This is a genomic window from Cryobacterium sp. M15, from assembly GCF_002929675.1.
GTDB lineage: Bacteria > Actinomycetota > Actinomycetes > Actinomycetales > Microbacteriaceae > Cryobacterium > Cryobacterium lyxosi.
In genome coordinates, this window is the sequence record NZ_PJJW01000041.1 from 206,600 (window position 1) to 231,775 (window position 25,176).

Annotated in this window: 22 protein-coding genes; 10 read left to right on the forward strand and 12 right to left on the reverse strand. The window is 66.1% G+C overall.

What is annotated here, in order from left to right; genetic code table 11:
- Nucleotides 1-78: 78 nt before the first annotated feature.
- Nucleotides 79-1,926 carry a phosphoenolpyruvate carboxykinase (GTP) gene (locus CXY83_RS15940; protein ID WP_104198292.1) on the reverse strand — a complete coding sequence of 616 codons (1,848 nt, stop codon included), beginning with the start codon at nucleotides 1,924-1,926 and terminating at the stop codon, nucleotides 79-81.
- A gap of 178 nt (nucleotides 1,927-2,104) precedes the next feature.
- Here CXY83_RS15940 and CXY83_RS15945 point away from each other — a divergent pair, with 178 nt between their 5' ends.
- Together CXY83_RS15945 and CXY83_RS15950 are read left to right on the forward strand one after the other, a co-directional pair.
- Complete coding sequence (locus CXY83_RS15945; protein WP_104198293.1) at nucleotides 2,105-3,547, forward strand: XRE family transcriptional regulator; 1,443 nt, start codon at nucleotides 2,105-2,107, stop codon at nucleotides 3,545-3,547.
- Nucleotides 3,548-3,643: 96 nt separating this feature from the next.
- Nucleotides 3,644-3,913, forward strand: a complete 270-nt coding sequence (locus CXY83_RS15950; RefSeq protein WP_146069961.1) for a hypothetical protein — start codon at nucleotides 3,644-3,646, stop codon at nucleotides 3,911-3,913.
- A gap of 165 nt (nucleotides 3,914-4,078) precedes the next feature.
- Here the strand turns inward: CXY83_RS15950 and CXY83_RS15955 are convergent, their stop codons facing one another.
- The 6 genes from CXY83_RS15955 to CXY83_RS15980 all read right to left on the reverse strand — a co-directional run bounded on the left by CXY83_RS15955 (nucleotide 4,079) and on the right by CXY83_RS15980 (nucleotide 10,871).
- Nucleotides 4,079-4,876 carry a 3-hydroxyacyl-CoA dehydrogenase gene (locus CXY83_RS15955; protein ID WP_104198295.1) on the reverse strand — a complete coding sequence of 266 codons (798 nt, stop codon included), beginning with the start codon at nucleotides 4,874-4,876 and terminating at the stop codon, nucleotides 4,079-4,081.
- Nucleotides 4,876-6,060: a thiolase family protein gene (locus tag CXY83_RS15960; RefSeq protein ID WP_104198296.1), complete on the reverse strand. Its 1,185-nt coding sequence runs from the start codon at nucleotides 6,058-6,060 to the stop codon at nucleotides 4,876-4,878. The genes CXY83_RS15955 and CXY83_RS15960 overlap by 1 nt, the downstream gene beginning before the upstream one ends.
- Before the next feature lie 51 nt (nucleotides 6,061-6,111).
- Nucleotides 6,112-6,918 (reverse strand): RNA methyltransferase, encoded by an 807-nt coding sequence (locus tag CXY83_RS15965; RefSeq protein ID WP_104198297.1) that lies wholly within the window; start codon nucleotides 6,916-6,918, stop codon nucleotides 6,112-6,114.
- Between the two features lie 149 nt (nucleotides 6,919-7,067).
- Nucleotides 7,068-8,378, reverse strand: coding sequence for a DUF4397 domain-containing protein (locus tag CXY83_RS18255; protein ID WP_233201008.1), 1,311 nt, complete (start codon nucleotides 8,376-8,378; stop codon nucleotides 7,068-7,070).
- 186 nt (nucleotides 8,379-8,564) lie between these two features.
- Nucleotides 8,565-9,119 (reverse strand): RNA polymerase sigma factor, encoded by a 555-nt coding sequence (locus tag CXY83_RS15975; RefSeq protein ID WP_104198298.1) that lies wholly within the window; start codon nucleotides 9,117-9,119, stop codon nucleotides 8,565-8,567.
- Nucleotides 9,120-9,389: 270 nt separating this feature from the next.
- Nucleotides 9,390-10,871, reverse strand: coding sequence for an NAD-dependent succinate-semialdehyde dehydrogenase (locus tag CXY83_RS15980; RefSeq protein WP_104198299.1), 1,482 nt, complete (start codon nucleotides 10,869-10,871; stop codon nucleotides 9,390-9,392).
- Between the two features lie 152 nt (nucleotides 10,872-11,023).
- On the opposite strand from CXY83_RS15980, the gene CXY83_RS15985 reads away from it, so the two are divergent.
- From CXY83_RS15985 to CXY83_RS16020, 8 genes are all read left to right on the forward strand, one after another.
- Nucleotides 11,024-12,490 carry a fumarylacetoacetate hydrolase family protein gene (locus CXY83_RS15985; RefSeq protein ID WP_104198300.1) on the forward strand — a complete coding sequence of 489 codons (1,467 nt, stop codon included), beginning with the start codon at nucleotides 11,024-11,026 and terminating at the stop codon, nucleotides 12,488-12,490.
- On the forward strand, nucleotides 12,475-13,197 hold the full coding sequence (locus CXY83_RS15990; RefSeq protein ID WP_104198301.1) for a GntR family transcriptional regulator: 723 nt from the start codon (nucleotides 12,475-12,477) through the stop codon (nucleotides 13,195-13,197). Before CXY83_RS15985 ends, CXY83_RS15990 begins: the two co-directional genes overlap by 16 nt.
- The gene (hpaE, locus tag CXY83_RS15995) at nucleotides 13,194-14,720 is read left to right on the forward strand and encodes a 5-carboxymethyl-2-hydroxymuconate semialdehyde dehydrogenase (RefSeq protein WP_104198302.1); all 1,527 of its coding nucleotides are present in this window, start codon (nucleotides 13,194-13,196) and stop codon (nucleotides 14,718-14,720) included. The genes CXY83_RS15990 and hpaE overlap by 4 nt, the downstream gene beginning before the upstream one ends.
- Nucleotides 14,721-14,817: 97 nt before the next feature.
- Entirely contained in the window at nucleotides 14,818-15,891 is a 1,074-nt protein-coding gene (gene hpaD, locus CXY83_RS16000; RefSeq protein WP_104198303.1) for a 3,4-dihydroxyphenylacetate 2,3-dioxygenase, read from the forward strand.
- 11 nt (nucleotides 15,892-15,902) lie between these two features.
- Nucleotides 15,903-16,688 carry a 2-oxo-hept-4-ene-1,7-dioate hydratase gene (gene hpaH, locus CXY83_RS16005; RefSeq protein WP_104198304.1) on the forward strand — a complete coding sequence of 262 codons (786 nt, stop codon included), beginning with the start codon at nucleotides 15,903-15,905 and terminating at the stop codon, nucleotides 16,686-16,688.
- Entirely contained in the window at nucleotides 16,673-17,500 is an 828-nt protein-coding gene (locus tag CXY83_RS16010; protein WP_104198305.1) for an HpcH/HpaI aldolase/citrate lyase family protein, read from the forward strand. The genes hpaH and CXY83_RS16010 overlap by 16 nt, the downstream gene beginning before the upstream one ends.
- 29 nt (nucleotides 17,501-17,529) lie before the next feature.
- On the forward strand, nucleotides 17,530-18,270 hold the full coding sequence (locus tag CXY83_RS16015; RefSeq protein ID WP_233201010.1) for an IclR family transcriptional regulator: 741 nt from the start codon (nucleotides 17,530-17,532) through the stop codon (nucleotides 18,268-18,270).
- Between the two features lie 224 nt (nucleotides 18,271-18,494).
- Nucleotides 18,495-19,841, forward strand: coding sequence for an MFS transporter (locus tag CXY83_RS16020; protein ID WP_104198306.1), 1,347 nt, complete (start codon nucleotides 18,495-18,497; stop codon nucleotides 19,839-19,841).
- A 90-nt stretch (nucleotides 19,842-19,931) separates the two neighbouring features.
- Here CXY83_RS16020 and CXY83_RS16025 read toward each other — a convergent pair whose 3' ends face one another.
- Genes CXY83_RS16025 through CXY83_RS16045 form a run of 5 tightly spaced genes read right to left on the reverse strand, consistent with a single transcriptional unit; the run spans nucleotide 19,932 to nucleotide 25,147 of the window.
- Nucleotides 19,932-20,663, reverse strand: a complete 732-nt coding sequence (locus CXY83_RS16025) for an alpha/beta fold hydrolase (protein WP_104198307.1) — start codon at nucleotides 20,661-20,663, stop codon at nucleotides 19,932-19,934.
- A complete protein-coding gene (locus tag CXY83_RS16030; protein ID WP_104198308.1) occupies nucleotides 20,660-21,250 on the reverse strand; it encodes an isochorismatase family protein in 591 nt (196 codons plus the stop codon). The genes CXY83_RS16025 and CXY83_RS16030 overlap by 4 nt, the downstream gene beginning before the upstream one ends.
- A 19-nt stretch (nucleotides 21,251-21,269) precedes the next feature.
- Nucleotides 21,270-22,736, reverse strand: coding sequence for a D-alanyl-D-alanine carboxypeptidase/D-alanyl-D-alanine-endopeptidase (dacB, locus tag CXY83_RS16035; protein WP_233201012.1), 1,467 nt, complete (start codon nucleotides 22,734-22,736; stop codon nucleotides 21,270-21,272).
- 45 nt (nucleotides 22,737-22,781) lie between these two features.
- Complete coding sequence (locus tag CXY83_RS16040; protein WP_104198310.1) at nucleotides 22,782-23,768, reverse strand: Gfo/Idh/MocA family protein; 987 nt, start codon at nucleotides 23,766-23,768, stop codon at nucleotides 22,782-22,784.
- A complete protein-coding gene (locus CXY83_RS16045) occupies nucleotides 23,765-25,147 on the reverse strand; it encodes a DHA2 family efflux MFS transporter permease subunit (RefSeq protein WP_104198501.1) in 1,383 nt (460 codons plus the stop codon). Before CXY83_RS16045 ends, CXY83_RS16040 begins: the two co-directional genes overlap by 4 nt.
- Nucleotides 25,148-25,176: the final 29 nt, after the last annotated feature.

Here is a 25,176-nt window from a genome sequence, read left to right on the forward strand (position 1 = left end):
TCTCAGCTACCGGAGTCGGACTGAAAGCACGAAACAGCCCTGCCGCGTGAGGCGACAGGGCTGTTTCTGCTGCAGAAACTAGTCCTTCAGGTGGTACCGCACGCTCGCGAGCTCGGCCCGGAGCGCCGGCGGAACCTTGTCACCGAACTTGTCGAAGTATTCCTCGGTCAGGTCACACTCGGCGAGCCAGCTGTTTTGGTCGATCGCGAACAACTGGTCGACGGCTTCCTTCGACAGGTCGAGACCGTCGAGATTCAGGCCGTCCTCGGCCGGAAGCAGGCCGATCGGGGTATCGATGGCGTCGGCGGTGCCTTGGATGCGGCGAATCATCCATTCGAGTACCCGCGAGTTCTCGCCGAAACCGGGCCAGATGAAAGCGCCGTCCGGGCCCTTGCGGAACCAGTTGACCTGGAAGATTGCCGGGGCGTTGGTGCCGAGTTCCTTGCCGACCTTGAGCCAGTGGCCCCAGTAGTCGGCCATGTTGTAGCCACAGAACGGGAGCATGGCGAACGGGTCGCGGCGCAGCTCGCCAACGATGCCGTCAGCGGCTGCGGTCTTCTCAGACGAAATGGTGGCTCCCATAAACACGCCGTGTTTCCAGCTGCGCGCCTGCGCAACCAGCGGAACGTTCGTCGCCCGGCGGCCACCGAACACGATGGCGTCGATCGGTACGCCACCGGCGGCTTCCCAGTCGTCGGCGATCGATGGGCACTGGGCGGCCGCAACGGTGAAGCGAGAGTTCGGGTGGGCGGCGGTGCGGCCGGAATCGGGCGTCCAGTCCTTGCCCTGCCAGTCGATCAGGTGGTCGGGAGCCTTGTCGGTGAGGCCTTCCCACCAGACGTCGCCATCGTCGCGCAAAGCGACGTTGGTGAAGATGGTGTTGCCCCACATGGTGGAGACGGCGGTCGGGTTGGTGGTTTCACCGGTGCCGGGGGCGACGCCGAAGAAGCCGGCCTCTGGATTGATCGCCCACAGGCGACCGTCTTCGCCCTGGCGCAGCCAGGCGATGTCGTCGCCGATGGTCTCGACCTTCCAACCGGGGATGGTCGGGCGCAACATCGACAGGTTTGTCTTGCCGCAGGCCGATGGGAACGCGGCCGCCATGTGGAACACGCCGCCCTCGGGGGAGATCAGCTTGATGAGCAGCATGTGCTCGGCGAGCCAGCCCTCGTCTCGGCCCATGACCGACGCGATGCGCAGAGCGAAGGACTTCTTCGACAGCAGGGCGTTTCCGCCGTAGCCGGAACCGTAGGACCAGACCTCCCGGGTGTCAGGAAACTGCACGATGTACTTGTCGTCGTTGCAGGGCCACTCCACCTCGGGGCGAGTGATGCCCGACTGGTCGATGAGCGGGTAGCCGACGCTGTGCACGGTGTGCACCCACGGTTCGCCGGCTTCGATCATGGTCAGCACGGTCTCACCCATGCGCGTCATGATGCCCATGTTGAGGACGACGTAGGGAGAGTCGGTGATCTCGACGCCGAGCTGCGAGATAGGCCCGCCAAGCGGGCCCATCGAGAACGGCACGATGTACATGGTGCGACCGCGCATGCAGCCGGCGAAGACCCCGCGCAGTTCGGCGCGCATGGCGGACGGTTCGGCCCAGTTGTTGGTGGGGCCGGCATCCGCTTCATCGTTGGAGCAGATGAAAGTGCGGTTCTCGACGCGGGCGACGTCCTTCGGATTGGTGCGAGCAAGAAAGCTGTTGGGGCGCCATTCCGGGTTCAGCCGGATGAGTTGGCCGGAGGCGACGAGCAGTTTGGACAGGTCATTGGCCTCGCGCTTGGAGCCGTCGCACCAGACGATCGCGTCGGGTTCGGTCAGGCGCGCAATCTCGTCGACCCAGGCTTGCAGGTTGGGGTCGGTGCTACCCGTGCGACTCGGGTCGGCGTCCCCGGTGCTCTGGCGGGAATGGGTGAGGGTCATCGTCTGGCCTTTCTGTACTACTCGGGTAGGTGCAAAGTTGTGGAACGCCGGGCTGCGTTGCGTGAATGACGCTGCGTACGGCCAGAATTTTGGCCACAACTTCAGAGTGGCCTTCCTCCCAATGAGAAACCGCGATATTGCGAGTTAAGAATCGTCATTCTTTAGATATCGTTAAGGAATGTCGCCTCAAGGTTCCGATCTGATCACCCTCGGCCATCGCATCCGCCATTTTCGCGGTGAGCGCGGTCTGACGCTCGACCAGCTCGGTGAGCGGGTCCGCCTCGCCGGCAGCCAGCTGTCCCTGATCGAGAATGGCCGCCGCGAACCGAAACTGTCGACCCTGCAGGACCTCGCGACCGCGTTGTCGGTCGATCTGGCCGAGCTGCTGCGCCGGGAAGCGCCCAATAACCGTGCGGCGCTGGAGATCGAACTGGATCGGGCGCAGAAGAATCCGCTTTACGGGGCGCTGGGACTGCCAATGGTCAAAGTTACGAAGGGGATGCCGCTGCCGGCCATCGAGTCGCTTCTCGGCCTGCACCGGGAGCTGTCGCGCCGGGCCAGCGAAGCCATCGCAACGCCGGAGGAGGCGCGCCGCGCGAACACCGAATTGCGCGAACGGATGCGCGAGCAGGGCAACTACATGCCCGAGATCGAGGAGCTCGTGGAGGAGCGGGTGCGCGCCAGCGGGCATACCTCGGGCGCCCTCACCCACCGCGAGGTCAGTGTCATGGCCGATCAGCTCGGCTTCAGCCTGATCTATGTCAATGACCTGCCGGGCTCCACCCGGTCGGTCACCGACCTCGCCAACGGTCGCATCTACCTGCCGCCGGCCTCGATTCCCGGCGGGCACGGCCTGCGTTCGATGGCGTTGCAGGCGATGGGCCACCGGCTGCTCGGGCACGAACGGCCCGTCAGCTACGCCGAGTTCCTCTGGCAGCGACTCGAGATCAACTACTTCGCGGCGGCGTGTTTGATGCCGCGCGAAGCGTCCGTTGCCTTTCTTGCACATGCCAAGCAGGAGCGGGAGTTGGCCGTGGAAGACTTTCGCGACGCCTTCGGCGTGACCCATGAGGCGGCGGCGTTGCGATTGACCAACCTCGCCACGTCCCACCTCGACATGACGCTGCATTTTCTGCGGGTCAACGGCGACGGCGCCCTGCAGAAGGGGTACGAGAACGACGACCTGCCGTTTCCGGTGGACGTCACCGGGTCGATCGAAGGGCAGTACGTCTGCAAGCAGTGGAGCGCCCGCAGCGCCTTCACCCACACCAACCGCACCACCGAGTATTACCAGTACACCGACACCCCGGCCGGCACGTACTGGTCGGCGACGCAGACCGGGTCAACGGATGCCGGCGAGTTCTCGATCAGCGTCGGCGTTCCGTTTGCGCAGGCCAAGTGGTTTCGCGGGCGGGAGACCACGCAGCGCACGGTATCGCGCTGCCCAGACGAGTCATGCTGCCGTCGGCCCGATTCGGATGCCGCCGCCCGCTGGGCTGGGCGGGCCTGGCCGAGCGCCCGGCTGCACGCGCACGTGTTGTCGCCGTTGCCGTCCGGAACTTTTCCAGGCGTTGACGACTCCGAGGTGTACGCGTTCCTCGAGGCACACGCGGCGGAGTAGCGGAGTGGCGAAGTAGCGGCGTGGCGAAGTAGCGGCGTAGCGGCGCCCTTTAGTGTGAAATCGGTAGTTGATCGCTCAGAATCTCTGGGGAACAACATGCGTCTGATTACGGCCCCGTCGTGCCCATCCTCGCCCACGCGGGTGCAGGCGCCCGACCGCCTCCCACTGTGCGTCGGCCTCGTGCAGCAGCGCTGGCACGCCGACGAGGCGACGCTGCGGGCTGAGCTGGCCGAGGGCATCCGCCTGGCCGCCGAGGCCAGTGCCCGAATCGTCTTTCTGCCCGAACTCACCCTCAGCAAGCACCCCGGGAACGTGCGGGCCGCCAGAATTTTCAAAGCGGATGCCAGCCGCTCCGGGACGGCCTGATCAGGCGTCAGCCGGCAGACGCCCATTGCGCCACAGGGCGAAGATAAGTGGCAAAACGGGGACGATCCCGACAATCAGATACGCCGAATCACCCCACTCTTTGTGCATGAGCGAAACGCCGAAAACCAGCAGGCCTATGTGCGAGGGCGGCCAGGCCGCCAATGACTACTTCGGCTGCATCCGAATCGCCCCGTCGAGACGGATGGTTTCTCCGTTGAGCATGGGATTTTCGATGATATGCCGCACCAGGAATGCAAATTCGTCGGGGTCGCCGAGTCGGGACGGGTGCGGCACCTGGGCGCCCAGGGAGTCCCGCACCGGCTGCGGCAGCCCCTGCAGCATGGGAGTATCGAAGATTCCAGGCGCAATCGACATGACCCGAATCAGGCTTTGCGCGAACTCGCGGGCCAGCGGAAGGGTCATCGCGGCGACGCCACCCTTGGAGGCAGCGTAGGCCGCCTGCCCGATCTGCCCGTCAAACGCGGCGACCGATGCCGTGTTCACGATGACGCCGCGTTCGGCGCCGCCCTGGCGGTCCGGGTCACCGACGGGTTCGGTGCGCTGCATCGCCGCGGCGGCCAGTCGCACGACGTTGAACGTACCCACGAGGTTGATGCGAATGGCGCGTTCGAAGTCTTCGAGCGGCAGCGGCCCATCGCGGCCGACCGTGCGAGCGCCCGGCGCGATGCCGGCGCAATTGACCACGATGCGCAGCGGACCCTGGGCCACCGCGGCGTCGACGGCGGACTGCACATCGCCGGCGCTCGTCACATCGCCGGCGACGAACCGGGCCCGGTCGCCAAGGGAGGCGGCGATCTCCTCGCCGGGGGCACCGGGCAGATCCAGCAACACCACGGATGCCCCGGCTTCGTGCAGGGTGCGAACGCAGGCCAGGCCGAGGCCGGAGGCGCCTCCGGTGATGAGCGCGGAGCATCCGCTATTGAGCACATTGACGGCGTGCATCAGAGCCTCTCGATCAGGGTGGCGTTGGCCATGCCGCCGCCCTCGCACATGGCCTGCAGGCCCCATCGACCACCGGTCATTTCGAGGTGATTGAGCAGGGTCCCCAGCAGGCGGGTACCCGAGGAACCGAGCGCGTGGCCCAGGGCGATGGCGCCGCCACGCGGGTTGAGGCAATCAGGGTCGGCGTGAAGCTCGTGTAGCCACGCCAGCGGCACGCTCGCGAAGGCCTCGTTGATTTCATACGCGTCGATGTCGTCGATACTCAGTCCGGCCCGCGAGAGGATGCGCTGGGTCGCCGGAATCACGCCGGTCAGCATGAGCAACGGGTCACTTCCCACCACGGTGAAACTGTGAAAGCGGGCGCGGGCGTTGAGGCCGAGCTGGTCGGCCCGCTTGGCGCTCATGATCAGGGTCGCCGAGGCGCCGTCGGTCAGCGGCGAGGAGTTGCCGGCCGTGACATGCCAGCCAAGCTTCGGAAACCGGGCCGCGAGGGCATCGGTACGAAAGGCGGGCAGCAGGCCCACCAGCGAGGCGTGCGACGTGCCGGCGCGAATGGTCTCGTCCTCGCTGACCACGCTGCCATCCGGCCGGGTGACGGTCACGATTTCGCCGGAGAAATCTCCCCGTTCGGCCGTCGCTGCTGCGCGCCGGTGGGAGCGGGCCGCGTAGTTGTCGAGGGCGTCGCGGCCGAGGTTCCATTTTTGGTTGATGAGCTCGGCGGAGACGCCCTGGTTCACCAGTTCGTCGGGATAGCGCTCATGCATGAGCGTGCCAAATGGGTCTTGGGAGCTGGCCGATGACCCGAGCGGAACGCGACTCATAGACTCGACGCCGCAGGCGATGACGACGTCAGCGCTGCCGCTCATGACGGCCTGGGCGGCGAAGGCGGTAGCTTGCTGGCTGGACCCGCACTGCCGGTCGATCGTAGTGCCGGGAACGGTGTCGGGAAACCCGGCGCTCAGTAGAGCGGTGCGGGTGATGTTGTTGCTCTGTTCGCCGACCTGGCTGACGCAGCCGCCGATCACGTCGTCAACGAGCGCCGGGTCGAGGTTGTTGCGGCTGACCAGTTCGCGCAGCACGGTGGCCAGAAGGTCGGCCGGATGAATACCATCGAGAGCTCCCCCGGGCTTGCCCCGGCCCGACGGGGTGCGCAGAACGTCCACGATGACAGCTTCATTGCTCATGACCCCAGCCTAGGCCCGCCGGGGAGACAACAGCAGGCAGGCGGCATTCGACTACTGGGACAGCGCCCACATCGCGACGGCACTCGCCGCGGCCACGTTGAGCGAGTCGATGCCGTGCTTCATCGGAATCTGCACGACGCTGTCCGATGCGGCGAGCGCCTCGGGCGTGAGCCCCTCTCCCTCGGCGCCGAGCAGCAGGGCCAGGTGCTCATGCCCGGTGCCATCGAAATCGCGCAGGCTGACCGCGTCGGGGGTGAGGGCGAGGGCGGCCATGTGAAACCCGTGCCGGGTGAGCAGGGCGCGGGTCTCCATCCAGTCGCCGACCCGGGTCCACGGCACCTGCAGCACGGTACCCATGGACACGCGAATGGCCCGGCGGTAGAACGGGTCGGAGCAGCGGGGCGTGACCAGGATCGCATCCGCCCCGATGGCCCCGGCCGAGCGAAAGATGGCGCCGACGTTGGTCGGGTCCGACACGTTTTCGAGGATGACGATGCGGCGCGCTCCGGCCAGCAGGGCATCGGCGTCCGGCAGTTCTGGCCGGTTCATCGCTGCGATCACACCGCGATGCAGAACATACCCGGTGAGATCGGCGAGCAGGTCGCCAGGACCGACGAACACCGGAATTTCGGCGGCGTAGTCGCCGAGCACCGTGAGTGCCTCGTCGGCCGTATTGCCGAGAGCGAGCACCGATCGCGGAGCATGCCCGGCGCGGAGGGCCCGCTCGAGCACGAGGGCCGACTCGGCGATGTACAGCCCGTGTTCGGTGCCGCGGGCCTTCTTCAAGGCCACGTCGGTGAGGTGGGCGTAGTCGACCAGTCGTGGGTCGCTCAGGTCATCGATAGCGATCAGGGGCATCCGCAAAGTCTAACGAGCGGCCACCTCGGCCCCTTCGACGGCATAACTCCTGCAGTTTCAAGACGGCCTGCGTGCGGGCCCCGGAATTCCCCGGCACACACAGGAACACGAATCAAATTGCAGGAGTTATGCCCCGAGTCAGGCTGGATCTACTTGGTGGACACCGTCTGCACGGCCAGGGCGAGCGTGCCGTCGGCCAGGCTGCCCCAGGCATACACGATGGTGTTCGTGCTCGAGGCGATGTCGACGTCGGCGGGACCGATGAGGGCCTCGGTGGTTCCGGCAGCGGTGACCGCTGCTGAAATGGTACCGACCGGTAGCACGAGCACGGACTCGTTCGGGTTGGTCAGGCCGGAAATGGCCGGGGCTCCGTTGGCGAGCACGTCGACGGCGGGGGCGGCAGCAACGTGGCGCACGGTCAGGCGGCCCTGGCCGTCGCCGGGCGCGGAAGTGTCGTTCGTGAACAAGGCTGCGGTCGGTACTCCGGTTTCACTGAGGTGGGCTACGGCCGTGTAGTTCAAGCCGGATGCGACCGTGAGGTCGACCGGACCGATCACAGGAGCACTCGCGTCGGCGGCATCCGCTGCGGTGATGGCGAGGGTGTAGCTGCCGGCCGCAATACGGAACGTCTTCGTGAGGGTGCCGGGTTCGAAGTTGTCGATGACCAGCTTGTTGTCGACATACACGTCAACCACGACGCCGGGGATCGCGTGCAGCACCGAAACGGATGCCGGCGCGGCGGCCCGAGTGCGTACCGTCTGTACGAACAGGGCAAGGGTTCCCTTGGCGAGGCTACCCCAGGCGTACACGATGGTGTTGGTGCGCGGGGCGATCGTGACGTCGGCCGGGCCGAGCAGCGGCGCCGTGGTTCCGGCGGCGGCGACGACAGCACTGATCGTGCCGACCGGCAGGTCGAGCATGGCCTGCGACGGGTTGGTCAAGCCGGCGACGGCCACCGCACCGTTCGCGAGAACGTCGACGGCGGGAGCGGCCGCAACGTGGCGCACCGTGAGACGGCCCTGCCCGGCAGCTAGCGGCGTGGTGTCGTCGTTGAACAGGGTGGCGGTGGGAATACCGGTGTCGCCGAGGTGGGCGACGGCCGTGAAGCTGCGGCCAGCCGTCAGGGTCACGGTGGTCGAACCGCTGAGTGCGATGTCGACCGTCGGCTTGCCGTTGGCACTGCCGCCGAGCACGAGGGGATCCATGGCGGAAATCTTGACGGTGTGCGTGCCGGCTGCAAGTTTCAGCGGGCCGAGCAGTGTTCCCGGCGTGAAGTCATCGACAACGACACGGCCGTCCACCGAAATGTCGAGGATCAGTCCGGGAATGGCGTGTAGCACCGACACCGAGGCGGTGCCCGGTGCCGCGGATGCCGCGGGCACGGCCGCCTGCGCCGGCGCGAACCCGGCAAGGGCGACGAGGAGGCCGGCGGATATTCCGACGGCGATGGACTTGCGCATTGCTACCTCCATTGGGTCGTTACGGCAGGCGGCTTCGCCTTCCTGTTAACAACTTCCCTGCCCCACCGGGTTTTGGATGCACCGTCGGAAAGTTTTTCGATGCTAGAGCAAGTGCAGCTCACCGCGCGCGTATCGAGTTCGGCGAGAGCCATGAGGTGCAGGTCGTCCGCAGCTATATGCCCGGCATCAATAGGAGTCATCGGACACCTCCAGCCGGGTGCGCAAGCGCGTCAGGCTGCGGCGCATATGGCTCTTGACCGTGCCGAGCGGCAGCCCGAGGATCCTGGCGATCTGCACCTGGGTGAGATCGTCGAAGAAGGCCAGCCGCACTACCTGGCGGGGTACAGGCTCCAGACGGTTGATTTCGTCGCCGACCAGCACCCGGTTGACGACGCTGACACTGTCATCGGAATGGTGTGATGGGATGGTTGCGGCGAGGCATTCCTCGAGCCGCCGCTGTCGCCTGCGCACCTCGTGGGCATCCGCGATCATGTGCCGGGCGATGCCGATCAGCCAGGCCGGCAGCCGGGAGCGCGCCGGGTCGAACCCCACGCGCCCGCGCCAGGCCGCGATGAACACCTTCTGGGTGACGTCCTCGGCATCGGTCGCATTGGCGAGCGAACGTACGGCGATCGTGAACACCAGCGGTGACCAGCGTGCGTATGCTGCGGTCAACGCGCGCTCGTCGCCGTCGCAAAACGCGCGGGCCACGGCCTCGTCATCGTCGGTGGGTGCACTCACGTCGGGGCGGATCCTCGGGGTCAAAACACAAACTGGACAGGGGCGCGAGACGCGAACCCTCGGGAATCAACACTCGCGCGCACCAGCTTAGTGAGTTTTCTTCATCTCAGGCAGGACTTCGCAGCCGCACAAAGAGGGCCACAGCAGCATGCCCGACGCCGCGTACTGTGACCCTCCCGGGGTGGGAACTAGTTACTCCCTAAGTTCTCTCATTGAGAGCAAGACGGATGCACCCTGCCGCAGATTGACCAGCCACCGAAGAACAGCAGGTTAGGGAACAGGCGTGAGCGTGTACTTCGTCGAGAGGTATTCCTGGATACCCTCGAGCCCTCCCTCACGCCCCAGGCCGGACTGCTTCACGCCGCCGAAGGGTGCGGCCGCGTTCGAGACGACGCCGGTGTTCAGGCCCATCATGCCGGTCTGCAACGTGTCGATCATGCGCTGGCCGCGGGCGAGGTCGGTCGTGTATACGTAGCTGATCAGGCCGAACTCGGTGTCGTTGGCAAGGCGCACAGCGTCCGCTTCGTCGGTGAAGGTGCTGATCGCGAGCACCGGACCGAAGATTTCGTCGCGCAGAATGTCGCTACCCGGCTGGATATCGGTGAGTACGGTGGGCGCGTAGAAGGACCCCTCGCGCTCGATTGCAGCGCCGCCGGTTATCAGGGTCGCACCGCGGGTGAGGGCGTCCTGCACGAGCGAATTTGCCTTGGCGACGGCTTTGCCGTCGATGAGCGGGCCGATGGTGATGCCGGTCTCGGTGCCACGCCCGATCTGGAACGCCGCGACTTTTTCGGTGATCCGGCGGGTGAATTCGGCGGCGACGGACTCGTGCACGATGAAGCGGTTGGCTGCAGTGCAGGCCTGGCCGATGTTGCGGAACTTTGCGATGATGGCTCCATCAACGGCCTGATCGAGGTCGGCATCGGCGAAGACGACGAAGGGGGCGTTGCCACCGAGTTCCATCGAGGTGCGCAGCACGTTTTCGGCGGACAGCTTGATGAGGGATTTGCCGACCGCGGTCGACCCGGTGAAACTGAGCTTGCGGAGGCGCGGGTCGGTGATGATCGGCTCGGAGACCGCGCCGGACTGTGATGTCGTAATGACGTTGACGACCCCGGCTGGCAGGCCGACCTCTTCGAGCAGAGCCACGAAGTGCAGGGTGGTCAGCGGAGTGAGCGCGGCCGGCTTGACGACGACGGTGCAGCCGGCGGCGAGTGCCGGGGCGATCTTGCGGGTCGCCATGGCCAGCGGAAAGTTCCAGGGGGTGATCAAGAAGCAGGGACCGACCGGGTGCTGGGTGACGATCATGCGCCCGGTGCCCTCGGGGTTGGCGCCGTAACGGCCACTGATGCGCACGGCTTCTTCGCTGAACCAGCGCAAAAACTCGCCGCCGTAGGCGACCTCGCCGAGTGCCTCGGGCAGTGGCTTGCCCATTTCGATGGTCATGAGCAGCGCGAACTCGTGCTCGCGTTCCTGCAGCAGGTCGAAGGCGCGGCGCAGAATTTCACCCCTCACGCGGGCGGGAGTCGCGGCCCAGCCGGCCTGGGCGGCGTCGGCGGCGTCGAGGGCGGCGGCGCCATCGGCCACGCTCGCGTCAGCGATGGTTTTGATGACACGACCGGTCGCCGGGTCGGTGACATCGAGGGTGCGCCCGCCGGTCGCAGCGACCCACTGCCCGTTGATGTAAAGCTGGCCCGGCACTCGAGCGAGCAGCTCAGATTCGTTCGTTGGCGCGTCGGTAACAACTGTCATTGCATCTCCCATGCTTGTGTCTGCCCGTCGATCTGACGCTAGTAGCCTAACGGCGCCCACCGACAGGGTCGCTCGTGTTTCTGCGGGGTTGCGCCTTTCGCGTGATCGTATATTATTTCAAATACACACGCAGCGCTGCGAGAGGCCGTTCTATGCAGAAGCCCACATCATTCACCGGTACCCCCGGCAAGGTGATCGCCCTGCACCTCAACTATCCCTCGCGCATTGCCCAGCGCGGCCGGGTACCGGAGCAGCCCTCCTACTTTCTGAAGCCTGGCACCTCGGTGAGCGCGTCCGGCACCCCGATTGACCGCCCGGCCGGCACCGAACTGCTCGCCTTCGAGGGCGAGATCGCCCTGATCATCGGCCACAGGGTCCGTCGAGTGAGCCCGGAACAGGGCTGGGCGGCCGTCTCTGGCGTCACCGCCGCAAACGACTTCGGCGTCTACGATTTGCGCTACGCCGACAAGGGGTCGAATCTGAAGTCCAAGGGCGGAGACGGCTTCACCCCTCTCGGCCCGAACGTGATCAACGCCAGAGGCGTTGAACCCGATGCCCTGCGGGTGCGCACCTGGGTCAACGGCGAGTTGGTGCAGGAAGACACCACTGCGCACGTGGTCTTCCCGTTCGGCCGTCTGGTCGCCGATCTCTCCCAGCTGATGACGCTCGAGCCGGGCGACGTGATTCTCACCGGAACCCCCGCTGGGTCCTCCGTGGTGCAGCCCGGCGACGTGGTCGAGGTCGAAGTGGATGCCCCGACTGCGCCGGGCGCGCCGAGCAGCGGGCGACTGGTCACCCCGGTCATCGCCGGTACGGTCGCGATGGCCGAATACGGCGCCAGCCCGAAGATCGACGATCTGCAGCGAGCTGAGGCGTGGGGTTCATCCCAAGCGGCCGGGCTGACAGCTTCGGCCAGCTCAGCCAGCGTTCTGACCGACGAACTCAAAGCGAAGATTAACTCGGTCGGAACGGCCACGCTCAGCTCTCAACTGCGCAAACGCGGCCTGAACAACGTCTCGATCGACGGACTCCAGTCCACTCGTCCCACCAAACGTCTGGTGGGGCTCGCCCGAACCCTGCGATTCATTCCCAACCGGGAGGACCTCTTCATCGCCCACGGCGGCGGCTACAACGCGCAAAAGCGCGCCTTCGATTCGCTCCGCCCCGATGATGTGCTCGTGATCGAGGCTCGCGGCGAGACCGGCACCGGCACCGTCGGGGACATCCTCGCCCTTCGCGCGCAGGTCAACGGCGCAGCCGGTCTGGTGACGGATGGCGGGGTGCGCGACGTGACCGCCGTGGCCGCCCTCGAGATGCCCACGTACTTCGCCAACGCGCATCCGGCCGTTCTCGGCCGTCGTCACGTGCCGTGGGACACGGACCTCACCATCGCCTGCGGTGGTGCGGCCGTGCAACCCGGCGATGTGATCGTGGGAGACGCCGACGGCGTCCTGGTGATTCCGCCGCACCTGATCGAGGAGGTCGTCACCGACGCGATCGAGCAGGAGCGTGAGGAGACCTTCATCGCCGAGATGGTTGCCGCGGGCGAGGGCATCGACGGGCTATACCCGATGAACGCCACGTGGAAAGGGCGGTACCAAAAATGGTTGCCCCAGTGACGCTCCCGCCCATCGGCGTGAGCAAGTCCCAACTCGCCTACCAATGGATCACGGCGCGCATCTCCGACGGAACCTTCACGCCGGGCTACCGTTTAGTACTCGGCGCGATCGGTAAGGATCTGGGCGTGAGCGTCGTACCGGTGCGCGAGGCGATCCGTCGCCTCGAAGCGGAGGGGCTGGTCACCTTCGAGCGCAACGTCGGGGCGCAGGTCGCCATGCTCGAAGAGACCGAATATCTCTATACGATGCAAACGCTGAGCGTGGTCGAGGGCGTCGCGACGGCCCTGTCGGCGCCATTCATCACCACCGCTGACATCCAACGCGCCCGCACGGTCAACCAGGCCATGATCACCTCCCTCGAAGACCTCAACCCGCACCGGTTCACCGAACTCAACCTCGAATTCCACTCGATCCTGTTCGAGAGCTGCCCGAACCCGCACATCCTCGATCTGGTGCACCGCGGCTGGAACCGCATGAAGGTGCTGCGCGACTCCACTTTCAGCTTCGTGCCCGGCCGCGCCCGCGACTCAGTAGCGGAGCACGACAACCTGCTGCAGCTGATCGAGTCGGGCGCCGACGCGCTCACGCTCGAATTGGCCGCGCGCGCCCACCGCACCGGCACACTGGACGCCTTCCTCGTGTACCAGAAGTCGCAGCACCCCCAGCCGGCATCCGACCCGTCCCGAGAAAGAGAGCCTGACCAATGACACAGACGTCTGCCCAGACCGCACACTACGTACCGGCCGACCTGCCCACCAGCATCCGTCATTTCATCGGTGGAGAATTCGTCGACAGCGTCGGCGGCGAAACGTTTGACGTGCTCGACCCGGTGTCGAACCAGACCTATGCCACCGCGGCCGCCGGCCAGCAGGCGGACATTGATCTGGCTGTCGCGGCCGCGAAGGACGCCTTCGACAACGGACCGTGGCCGCGCATGCTGCCCCGCGCCCGCGCCCGGGTGCTGAACCGCATCGCCGACGCCGTCGAGGCGCAGGATGCCCGGCTCGCCGAGTTGGAAACCTTCGATACCGGGCTGCCGATCACGCAGGCGCTCGGCCAGGCGCAACGGGCGGCCGAGAACTTTCGCTTCTTCGCCGACCTGATCGTGGCGCAGGCCGACGACACCTACAAGGTACCCGGCAAGCAGATCAACTACGTCAACCGCAAGCCGGTCGGGGTTGCCGGGCTGATCACCCCGTGGAACACCCCATTCATGCTTGAAAGCTGGAAGCTCGCGCCCGCGCTCGCCTCCGGCTGCACCGTGGTGCTGAAACCGGCCGAATTCACGCCGCTGTCAGCAAGCCTCTGGGCCGAGATCTTTCGCACCGCGGGCGTTCCCGACGGCGTGTTCAACCTGGTCAACGGCATCGGCGAGGAGGCCGGCGATGCGCTGGTCAAGCATCCCGACGTGCCGCTCATCTCCTTCACCGGCGAAACCACCACGGGCCAGACCATCTACCGCAACTGCGCCGCGAACCTCAAGGGCATGTCCATGGAACTCGGCGGTAAATCACCAGCCGTCGTCTTCGCCGACGCCGACCTCGACGCCGCGATCGACTCGACCCTGTTCGGTGTGTTCTCGCTGAATGGCGAGCGGTGCACCGCGTCGAGCCGCATCCTGGTGGAGCGCTCTATCTACGATGACTTCTGCGCACGCTACGCGGCCCGCGCAGCGTGCATCGTCGTCGGAGACCCGCACGACCCCGGGACCGAGGTCGGCGCGCTCGTGCACCCCGAGCACTACGCCAAGGTCATGAGCTACGTCGAGATCGGAAAGACCGAGGGACGTCTGCTCTCCGGCGGCGGTCGCCCCGCCGGACTTCCCGAACGGTTGGCACGGGGCAACTACGTCTCCCCCACGGTGTTCGCCGACGTCGCCCCGACCGCCCGCATCTTTCAGGAGGAGATCTTCGGCCCGGTCGTGACCATCACCCCCTTCGAAACGGATGCCGAAGCCCTCGCCCTGGCCAATGGTGTGAAGTACGGGTTGGCGGCCTACATCTGGACCACCGATCTCAGTCGCGCGCACAACTTCGCCCAGTCTGTTGATGCCGGGATGGTCTGGTTGAACTCGCACAACGTGCGGGACCTCCGCACCCCGTTCGGCGGAGTCAAGGCCTCCGGCCTCGGCCACGAGGGCGGCTACCGATCGATCGACTTCTATACCGACTCGCAGGCCGTGCACATCACGCTCGCCCCGGTGCACACGCCCCGCTTCGGCGGCAACTAGCCCCGCTCCCGGGTGGGGTCGGCACCAGCCATTCGACCAACGCTGGCTGTGTCAAGACTCCGCCCCACGCATCCGTTATCTCAACGAGGAGAACCCCATGACCAATCCCATTCCCACCCCCACCAACCCCCCGCCCGACATCCTCCGCTGCGCCTACATGGACATCGTCGTGACCGACCTGGCTAAGTCACGCGAGTTCTACGTCGATATTCTCGGCCTCGTTGTCACCGAGGAGAGCGGCACCGAGATCTACCTGCGCAGCTTCGAGGAATTCATCCACCACAACCTGGTACTGCGCCAGGGGCCCATCGCCGCCGTCGCCGCGATGGCCTTTCGGGTGCGCAGCCCCGAAGACGTCGACCTCGCCGAGTCCTACTATCAGGAGCTCGGCTGCCGCACCGAACGCCGCACCGATGGCTTCGTGACGGGCATCGGTGACAGCGTACGCGTCGAAGACCCGCTTGGCTTTCCCTATGAATTCTTCTATGCGACCACCCACGTAGAACGACTCGCCTGGCGCTACGACCTGCAGGGTCCGGGCGCGCTCGTGCGCCTCGACCACTTCAACCAGGTCACCCCCGACGTCGGCCGCGGCCGTGGATACCTCGAAGATCTCGGCTTTCGTGTCACAGAAGACATCAAAGACGAAGACGGCGTCACCTACGCGGCGTGGATGCGCCGCAAGGACACCGTGCACGACACCGCCCTCACCGGCGGCACCGGGCCGCGTATGCACCACATCGCCTTCGCCACGCACGAGAAGCACAACATTATCTATATCTGCGACAAACTCGGCGCGTTGCGCAAGAGCGATCTGATCGAGCGCGGACCCGGTCGTCACGGCGTCTCGAACGCGTTCTACCTGTATCTGCGTGACCCCGACGGCCACCGCGTCGAGATCTACACGCAGGATTACTACACCGGCGACCCCGACAACCCTGTTGTCACCTGGAACGTGCACGACAACCAGCGGCGCGACTGGTGGGGCAACCCCGTTGTCCCCAGCTGGTACACGGATGCCTCGCTCGTGCTCGACCTCGACGGCAACCCCCAGCCGGTAATCGAGCGCACCGAGTCGAGCGAAATGGCCGTGACCGTCGGCGCCGACGGCTTCTCGTACACGCGCAAAGACGACGAGCTGACCGGCTTCAAACTCGGCACCACCCTCTAGGAGCAGCGCCCATGCTTGATCACTGCGTCATCGAAGAGATCGCCGACGAACTCGTCGCGGCCGGCCGAACCCGGTCGACGGTCTCCCTCCTCACCGCCCGCTACCCCGGCATGACCGTCGACGATGCCTACGCCGTGCAGAGCCTATGGAGGGAGCGCGGTATCGCGGCCGGCCGCCGTCTCGTCGGCCACAAGATCGGCCTGACCTCCAAGGTCATGCAGAACGCCACCGGCATCACCGAACCCGATTACGGTGTGATCTTCGCTGACGAGGTCTATGAGAATGGCGCGAGCATCCGTTTCGACAGCTTCTCGAACGTGCGAATCGAAGTCGAACTCGCGTTCGTGCTCGGCAGGTCACTGTCCGGCCCGAACTGCACCCTGTTCGACGTGCTCGATGCCACGGACTACGTCGTTCCGGCGCTGGAAATCCTCAGCTCACGCATCGAAATGGCCGGCCGTACCATCGTCGACACCATCTCCGACAACGCGGCGATGGGCGGAATGGTGTTGGGCGGTACGCCGGTGAAAGTCGGCGACATCGACTTGCGCTGGGTGTCGGCGCTGCTCTACCGCAACCAGACCATCGAGGAATCCGGCGTGGCCGCGGCCGTGCTGGGCCACCCCGCTGCCGGCGTCTACTGGCTGGCGAACAAGCTCGCCCAGCACGAAACCAGGCTCGAGGCCGGCGAGATCATCCTGGCCGGCTCGTTCACCCGCCCGATGTGGGTGGAACAGGGCGACACGGTGCACGCCGACTACGGACCATTGGGAGCAATCACATGCCGATTCGAGTAGCAGCAGAGCCGACCTTCCGCGACGTTCTCGCCGGCACCGCACGTGCCCAGATAGGAATGTGGGTGTGCTCCGGCAGCGCGCTGGTGGCCGAAATCTGCGCCGGCAGCGGTCTCGACTGGCTGTTGATCGATACCGAGCACAGCCCGAACGGCCTCGAGTCAACTTTGAACCAGCTTCAGGCCGTGCACGGCTACCCGATCGTGCCGTTGGTACGCGTACCAGCTGGCGAGCGCGTCATCGTGAAGCAATTGTTGGACCTCGGCGCTCAGAACCTGTTGATCCCCATGATCGACACCGCCGAGCAGGCCCGCGAGATGGCCGCCGCGGTGCGCTACGCGCCGCTCGGCGTTCGCGGCGTCGGCAGCGCCCTCGCCCGGGCGTCCCGGTGGAACCGTATCGACGACTACCTGGCCCGCGCCGACGACACGATCTCACTGTTCGTGCAGATCGAGACGACGGATGCCGTGGCCAACATCGCCCAGATCGCCGCCGTCGACGGCATCGACGGCTTGTTCATCGGCCCCTCCGACCTCGCCGCGTCGATGGGCCTGCTCGGCCAGCAGGACCACCCCGACGTCGTCGCCTCGGTCGAGCAGTGTATCCGCACGGTGTCGGCGCTCGGCAAACCCGCCGGCGTCAATGCCTTCGAACCCGCAACCGCCGAGCGTTACCTCGCGGCGGGCGCCCGCTTCGTGCTCGTCGGTGCCGACGTGGCCGTTCTCGCCCGGGCCTCGGAGAAACTCGCCGCGACGTTCATCAAACCCGGCACCACGGGCCCTGCCGTCGATGCCGTCCCACGGCCGAGTTACTGAGCGCCCAGGCCGAATGCGAGAATGAGAGGGTGTCGATCCCCGAATTCGCCGAGACCTCCGGCAGCCCCGCCTCGGCGCCCGCCGCGCACTCGCAAACCCTGTCGCGCGGCATTCGCATATTGGAGATTCTCGCTGAATCCGACGAACCGATGAGTATCCTCCAACTCGCCGCCGCCCTCGACGTGCACCGTTCGATCGCCTATCGCATCCTCCGCACCCTGGAAGATCACGGCCTCGTCGTACGGGACCCGGCCGGACTGGTGCGGCTCGGCCCCCGCCTGGCCGCCCTGGCCCGCGGGGTGTCCCGCGACCTGCAGGCCGCGGCACTGCCCGTGCTCACCCGCATTGCCCACGAGCTCGGCATGACCGCGTTCGTCGCCGTGCTTGACCAGGGCGAGGTGGTCACGCTCGTGAGCATCGAATCGCGCCAGCCCCACGCGACGGTGGTGCAGCGGCCCGGCACACGGCATCCGCTGCACGTGGGGGCACCAGGGATCGCCATCCAGTCCGCGCTGAACGCCGAGCAGTGGGCCGCGCTCGGTCTCACCGAAACCCGCCGGAGCGAGGCCGGTGAGGTCTCCACTGTCGGCTATGCCTCCAGCCACGACGAAGTCATTCCCGGCCTGTCGTCGATCGCCGTGCCGCTGCCCGTGCCCGGGGATTCGCCTGCCGCCATCGCCGTCGTCTATATCTCGAGCCCGCACTCCCCCACCGACATCGGTGCAGCCCTCACCGAGGCTGCGCGCACGATCGTCGCCGAGCTCAGTTGACCCGCTCTGCGCGTTACACGCGCCACTGCGCGTCAATCGTGCGTGCAAGGTGCGATCATGCTCCACATCCCGCACAAGTAACGATCCCACACAATACTGACCAATAGGTAGGTAATCTTTGGTTTTGCTGCCATACTGCCCCCGTGCCGGTTTTCTCCGCACGATACCCACACTTTGCAGCAGTACCCGACCCAGCACCGCAGTGAGATACAAGGTAGTATTCCATGGCCTTAACGACCGAGCGCACGCAGGCAATCAGCGCCAAACGGAATGAAGAACGGCGGGTCCTCGCCGGCACGATGGTGGGCACCACAATCGAGTGGTACGACTTCTTCATCTACGCCCAGGCCGCCGGCCTCGTACTGGCCGGCCTGTTCTTCGCCCCGCTCGCCGGCGAAAACGAGCCGCTCGCCCAGCTGATCGCCTGGGCGTCACTCGGCATCAGCTTCCTATTCCGCCCGCTCGGCGCCATCGTCGCCGGGCACCTCGGCGACCGCATCGGTCGGAAGGCGATGCTGGTCTTCACACTCGTCATGATGGGCGCGGCCACTGCCCTCATCGGCCTGTTGCCGACCTTCGACCAGATCGGCGTCTCGGCACCGATCCTGCTGATCGTGCTTCGCATCCTGCAAGGCTTCTCGGCCGGCGGCGAATGGGGCGGCGCGGCGCTCATGAGCGTCGAGCACGCACCGATCAACAAGCGCGGATTCTTTGGTGCCTACCCGCAGATCGGGGTTCCGGTCGGCCTCATTCTCGCCACCGGTGTCATGATCATCGTGACCACCTCGATGAGCGACAAAGCATTCCTCAGCTGGGGTTGGCGTATTCCGTTCCTCGTCTCTGTGCTGCTCATCGTCGTCGGTTGGGTCATCCGCCGCGCGGTCGCCGAAAGCCCGGTCTTCAAAGAGATGCAGACCCGCAAGAGGGAATCTGCCGCCCCGCTCAAGCAACTCTTCCAGAACCACTCGCGTCAGGTCATCCTAACCGCACTGATCTTCATCGCCAACAACGCGGCCGGTTATATGCTCATCGCTTTCTTCGGCTCGTACGCCACCAAGCCCGCTGAAGCTGGCGGACTCGGCATGGAGCGCACCCCGGTGCTCATCGCCAGCACCGTCGCCGCCGCGTTCTGGCTCGCGTCGACCATGCTCGGTGGAATCCTCTCCGACAAAATCGGCCGCGTGCGCACCTTCCAGCTCGGCTACGCGTTCCTCTTCATCTGGGCGATCCCCATGTTCCTGCTCATCGACACCGGCGACATCGTCTGGTTTGCGCTCTCGCTCATCATCCTGGCGAGCGGGCTCGGCTTCTCCTACGGCCCGCAGGCCGCGCTCTACGCCGAAATGTTCCCGGCCCAGGTGCGCTACTCCGGCGTTTCGATCGGCTACGCGCTCGGCGCGATTCTCGGTGGCGCGTTCGCCCCGCTCATCGCGCAACTGTTGCTCGATCAGACCGGACAGTCCATCTCGATCGGCATTTACCTCATGGCGCTCGCCGCGATATCCTTCGTCGCGGTGACCCTTGTGAAAGAGACGCGCGGGGTTGCGCTGGGCATCAGCACGCACGAGTAACTGTCGTAGATCACAACCGTGCCGCTCGGATTAACACTTCGGCGGCACGGTTACTTCATGCTCCCTGCGCTCGGGCTACGAGCCAGCGGCTCAGTTCAAGAACTCCAGGGCGGCTTGCTTGAACTCGCGGGCGGTCAGCGCGCTGAGGTGGGTGCGGCCGGGCAGTTCGACGTACCCGGCACCGCGTTCGGCCGCGAGCACGGCTACCCCCGCCGGAATCTGGTCGGCGCCGCCCGCCACAAACAATTGCGGGATACCCACTGGCACGTCCAGGGTGCATCCCGCCATTCCCTGCACGCACGCCCATAGCGCCTCCCGGTCGGCACCGGCAGTGATCGCCGGCCCGAGTACGGCGGCAATGGTCGGGTCGGAAGGAAGGTCGCCAGAGAGCAGGAACCGGTTGACCTCGCCCTGATCCCAGGTGTCGAATAGTTCGAGCGGCCCTGCCCCGCCGAGCACGAGGCTGCGCACGCGTTCAGGAGCCAGCCTGGCCAGGGCGGCCACGACCCGCGACCCCAGGGAATAACCGATTACGTCGACCCGCTCAAGTTGCAGCGTGTCGAGCACCGCCACGAGGTCAGCGGCGAGCTGCCTCGGTAGGTAGTCGGCACAGTGATGCGGCCTGTCGCTGCGCCCGTGCCCGCGCAGGTCGGGCGTGATCGCGCCCCGCCCGACTTCCCCCAGCGCCCGCACCCACCCCGAGCCAATCCAGGTGACCGCCGCGGTCGACGCGAAACCGTGCACGAGCAGAACCGGTCGCTCCCCGGGAGCGGCATCACAGGCAATACGTACGCCGTCGAGTCTTTTTGCGAATAAGGTCACTCGACGGCGTCGCTCACGGCAAACACCGCGCCGGCGTGCGCCATCTCAGCGAGGGCGGTCAACGTGGATTCCGCGGCGACACCGGCAACGAGATCGGTCAGCACCCGCACGCGCTGGCCGTGTTCGAGCGCGTCGAGAACGGAGGCTCGCACGCAGTGGTCCGTTGCGAGGCCGACGATGTCGACCTCGGTCACGCCGTGCTCGCTCAGCAACTCCGTCACCGTCTGCCCGGCCTCGGTGGCGCCCTCGAAGAGGGAATATGCGGGCCGGCCCTGGCCCTTGCGAATGTGGAAGGTCACGGCATCCGTTGTCAGAGCTTTGTGGTACTCGGCGCCCGTCGTGCCGGCCACGCAGTGCACCGGCCAGGTTGTGACGTAGTCGGGCGCCGCATCGCGCGCGAAGTGGCCACCGTTGTCATTGCCGATATCGTGCCAGTCACGCGAGGCGAAGACATATTCATAGGCAAGCGGATGCTCGGCCAGCAGCGCACTCACACCCGCCGCGACCGCTGCCCCACCGTCAACGCCGAGCACTCCGCCCTCGGTGAAATCATTCTGAACGTCGATGATGAACAGTGCGCGGGTCACGAGGTCTCCTTGCAAAGGGTTAGTTGTTCGTCAAATTGTCACCGCAGTGAAAGAAGCCGGTGGTCAAGGTGTCGATGGCGATTTTAGCGTTTGAGCTCACGTTGCCGATGGCGTAGATGGCGAAGGTGAGCGGGGTGCCGTCGGCGGCGCGAATGACCCCGGCGAGTGTGTAGCCGGTGTCGATCCAGCCGGTCTTGGCGAACACTGCGCCGTCGGCGGCAGAATTCGCACCGGCGAAACGGTCGCTGTAGGAGAGGGAACCGCGCGGTCCGCCGGCGATCGGCAGGCCGTCGAAGAGCACGCCGAGGTTGCCCTCGCGGGCGTTGACCTTGAGGAACAGGGCCGTCAGGTACGCCGGCGAAACAGCATTGTGGGGGCTGAGTCCCGAGCCGTCCTTGATGATCATGCCGGTGGTGTCGATGCCGTAGGCGGCGAGGCCACCGACGATGCCCTGTTGCAGAGCGGAGAAAGAGTTGCCCGCGCCGTTTTCGATGGCCACGAGGCGGGCGAGCATCTCGGCGATGGTGTTGTCACTCACGATCAGGGACTGCTGAATGAGCGTAGACACCGGCGCGGACTGTACGGCACCGAGTTGGGCGGTTCCGGCCGGGGCGGTGGCCTGATTGATGCTGAGGCCGCCGCCGAGCGCGTCGGCGAAGGCCTGGCCGGCCCGGGCAATCGGGTCTTCGCTGCGCGCCGATGTGCTGCGGGTCGGGTCGTCGCGGTCACCGTCGACCATCAGCGCGGTGATCTCGGGCATGGCGCCGAGGCCGAGCTCGGTGCGGGCCCAGCCCTCGTCCCAGTCAGGGCCGGAAAAATACGAGGCGTCGAGTACGAGCGAGGTGATCGGCGGATTGGTCGGGTCGGCGGCCCAGGCGACCCTGGTCTGGGTGGCAAGGTCGTCGAGGTGGGCGGCGCCGGTGTAGAACGGTTCCTGACCGGTGGGTAGCCGCGACAGGGTCAGGTCTCCCCCGCCGACGAGCACGACCTGACCGGGTTCCGCGCCCTTTACTACGCGGGTCGTAGCCCGGTAGTCGCTGCCGAGCACGTTGAGGGCAGCGGCCGAGGTGAGCACCTTCATGACGCTCGCGGTGCGCGACGACGTCGTGCCGCCGCGGTCGAACAATACCTCACCGGTGTTGGCATTGACGACCTGCGCCTGAAAATCGGCGAGGCGGGCGTCGGCGGCGAGCGCGGCAACCGAGCAGGTACGCAACCGGCTGGCCGCTGTCGCTTCGGCGGGCACCGGTCGAGCCGGATCGATGGTGGGAGTGGGAAGCGGCGTGGCCGCGGGCGACGACGCAACGAATGCCGCTGCCGGTTCGGCGGCGCCGGTCTGGGTTCCGGCGAAGACGGCTCCACTGCCCAGTAGCACGAAGACGAGAGCACCGGCGGCGATCAGCCAGGCCCGGCGGTACCGGGTGAAGACTGCCCGGATTCCGCTGCGCGGGGCAGGGTCGGCCTCGTGGGCTACGGGTGTCTGCACGGGTTCATCCACCTCCGTATGGTAACCGACGCGCCTTCGGGCCAGCTATTCACCCGGGTAGCGCAGGCCGATCCTGGCCCGAACCGCGTCGAGGGTGTGCATGATGGCGACCGATTCTTCGGCCGGCATGATGTCGCTCGAGAGCTTGCCGGCTCGAATCAGGGTCTCGGCTTCGACCGCCTCGAAGTGCATCCCGCGGCCGGTGAACTCGGCCGGTACAAACGTTTCGAGTACGGTGTCGACCGTGTCCAAAACCCGAAAACCGGTCGGTGCGTACCAGACGGCGTCGATGTCGATGCGCCCCTCAGTGCCGATGATCGACGCCGAGGTGGGGCCGCGGGTGTCACTTGCCGAGAAGGTCGTGGCGATCTGACCACCCACATAGCGAAAAATCGTCGCGACCTGGGCATCCGCTCCGGTGTCCTTGAACGACGCGCTGGCCAGTATCGTTTCGGGCGCCCCGAACACAGCGTGCGCGAAATTCACCGGATAGACCCCCAAATCAAGCAAGGCACCGCCGCCGAGGGCCAGGGAATTGACTCTGTGTTTCGGGTCGTCGGGAAGGTCCTGGGTATGGTCGGCGAGCACGCTGCGCACATCGCCGAGCGTGCCGGCCGCCAGAATCTCACGGATGCGAACCATGTGCGGCAGAAACCGGGTCCACATGGCTTCGAGCACGAGCAGATTCTTGCTCGCGGCCAGGTCGACGATCTGTCGGGCTTCCCGGGCGTTGAGGGCGATCGGCTTCTCGATCAGCACGTGTTTGCCAGCATTCAACGCGAGGGCAGCGTGTTCGGCATGAAACGGATGCGGTGTCGACACGTAGATGACGTCGACCTCGGGATCGTTGACCAGCGCTTCGTAGCTGGCATGTGCCGTGGGAATGCCGAATTCGGCGGCGAAGGCATCCCCTGACGCCTGGCTGCGCGACCCGACGGCCTGCACCGTGTGGCCGTTTTGTACGAGGTCGCTCGCGAACAGGTGGGCGATACCGCCTGTGGCCAGGATTCCCCAGCGAATCGAATCTGTCATGCCTGGAGCTTATCGGCCGGCACCGACACGGGGTCCTGGATGCCGATGCCTGAGATGATTCCGCCTCCGACCAGCAGAATTCCGGTGACGATTGCGGCGCGATGGAACCCATCGACGTCGAGCACCGGGCCCACGATAATGCTCGCCGCGGCGATGGCCACCAGTCCGGCGACCCGGGAGAGCGCGTTATTGACCGCGGAGGCAATGCCCGCCCGGCCGGGTTCTATCGCGCCCAGGATGGCGGAGGTCAGCGGCGCGACCGTGATTGTCAGGCCCAGGCCGAAGATGATGACGCCGGGCAGGACCTGGCTGGAATAGGCGACGCTCGAATCGATGCGGAGCATGACGAAAAACCCGATACCGGCGATGATCGGCCCGACGCACATGAACAGACGCGGGCCAAATCGGCCAGCCAGACGGCCGACGACGGTGGACAGGGCGATGCTCAAAATGCTCACTGGCAGCAGGGCCAACCCGGCGCGCGTCGCGCTGTATCCGCCAACCTGCTGCAAGAAGACAGCGAGCAGGAACGTGCCGAGCGAGAGGGCGGCGTAGATCAGAGTCGTCGCCACGTTTCCCACCCAAAAGTTGCGCACCCGAAACAGGCTGAGCGGCATCATCGGCGCTTTCGCACGGTTTTCGTGCCAGATAAACGCCGCAAAACTTAGCAGTCCGACGATAAGCGGCACCAGAATGACCGGGCTTCCCCAGCCGAAGGCGGCGTGCTCGATCAGCGCGAAGACGGGCAGTGCCACGCCGAGCACTCCGAGAACCGCTCCGCTGACGTCGACACGGGGCGCGGCATCCGCTGCCCGGTCGCCCGGCAACCGCGCCAACAGAACCAGGGTGAGCGCGATCGGCACGATGTTGATGGCGAACACCAGCCGCCACGACGCCAGGTCGACCAGCAGGCCGCCGATGAGCGGGCCGGCGATGAAGGCTGTGCTGGTCCAGGCGGTCCAGGTTCCGATCGCGCGGGCCTGGCCGGCACCCGAAAACGTGCTGAAGATGAGGGCGAGCGAGCTCGGCACCAGCAGCGCACCAGCGACGCCCTGGATGGCACGTGCGCCGATCAGAAAGGGAGCGCTTGGAGCCACCGCACAGAGAACGGATGCCGAGGCGAACCCCACGAGACCCCACAACAGCACCCGCTTGCGCCCGAACGCGTCGGAGAGCGAACCGGCCAGCAGAATAATGCCGCCGAGGGTGATGAGGTAGGCATCGACGACCCACTGCTGGGTCGAGATGCCTCCGCCCAATTCACGGGTGATCGCGGGGAGGGCCACATTGATGACGGTGCCGTCGAGAAAGGCGATGAACGAGGCCAGCACCGCGACCACCAGAACAAGCCGTGGGGAATCGGTCGGTGAATGGGTCATGACGTAAATGAACCCCACGTGCTGCCGCG

What these genes read in the sequence shown, in the direction of transcription:
- CXY83_RS15960 (WP_104198296.1), bottom strand. Translation starts at nt 6,060, where the DNA reads ATGAGCAATGAAGCTGTCATCGTGGACGTTCTGCGCACCCCGTCGGGC.
- CXY83_RS18255 (WP_233201008.1), bottom strand. Translation starts at nt 8,378, where the DNA reads ATGCGCAAGTCCATCGCCGTCGGAATATCCGCCGGCCTCCTCGTCGCC.
- CXY83_RS15955 (WP_104198295.1), bottom strand. Translation starts at nt 4,876, where the DNA reads ATGCACGCCGTCAATGTGCTCAATAGCGGATGCTCCGCGCTCATCACC.
- CXY83_RS15940 (WP_104198292.1), bottom strand. Translation starts at nt 1,926, where the DNA reads ATGACCCTCACCCATTCCCGCCAGAGCACCGGGGACGCCGACCCGAGT.
- CXY83_RS15945 (WP_104198293.1), top strand. Translation starts at nt 2,105, where the DNA reads ATGTCGCCTCAAGGTTCCGATCTGATCACCCTCGGCCATCGCATCCGC.
- CXY83_RS16010 (WP_104198305.1), top strand. Translation starts at nt 16,673, where the DNA reads ATGCCGATTCGAGTAGCAGCAGAGCCGACCTTCCGCGACGTTCTCGCC.
- CXY83_RS15980 (WP_104198299.1), bottom strand. Translation starts at nt 10,871, where the DNA reads ATGACAGTTGTTACCGACGCGCCAACGAACGAATCTGAGCTGCTCGCT.
- hpaH (WP_104198304.1), top strand. Translation starts at nt 15,903, where the DNA reads ATGCTTGATCACTGCGTCATCGAAGAGATCGCCGACGAACTCGTCGCG.
- CXY83_RS16040 (WP_104198310.1), bottom strand. Translation starts at nt 23,768, where the DNA reads ATGACAGATTCGATTCGCTGGGGAATCCTGGCCACAGGCGGTATCGCC.
- CXY83_RS15985 (WP_104198300.1), top strand. Translation starts at nt 11,024, where the DNA reads ATGCAGAAGCCCACATCATTCACCGGTACCCCCGGCAAGGTGATCGCC.
- CXY83_RS15950 (WP_146069961.1), top strand. Translation starts at nt 3,644, where the DNA reads ATGCGTCTGATTACGGCCCCGTCGTGCCCATCCTCGCCCACGCGGGTG.
- CXY83_RS16045 (WP_104198501.1), bottom strand. Translation starts at nt 25,147, where the DNA reads ATGACCCATTCACCGACCGATTCCCCACGGCTTGTTCTGGTGGTCGCG.
- CXY83_RS15990 (WP_104198301.1), top strand. Translation starts at nt 12,475, where the DNA reads ATGGTTGCCCCAGTGACGCTCCCGCCCATCGGCGTGAGCAAGTCCCAA.
- CXY83_RS16020 (WP_104198306.1), top strand. Translation starts at nt 18,495, where the DNA reads ATGGCCTTAACGACCGAGCGCACGCAGGCAATCAGCGCCAAACGGAAT.
- hpaE (WP_104198302.1), top strand. Translation starts at nt 13,194, where the DNA reads ATGACACAGACGTCTGCCCAGACCGCACACTACGTACCGGCCGACCTG.
- CXY83_RS15965 (WP_104198297.1), bottom strand. Translation starts at nt 6,918, where the DNA reads ATGCCCCTGATCGCTATCGATGACCTGAGCGACCCACGACTGGTCGAC.
- hpaD (WP_104198303.1), top strand. Translation starts at nt 14,818, where the DNA reads ATGACCAATCCCATTCCCACCCCCACCAACCCCCCGCCCGACATCCTC.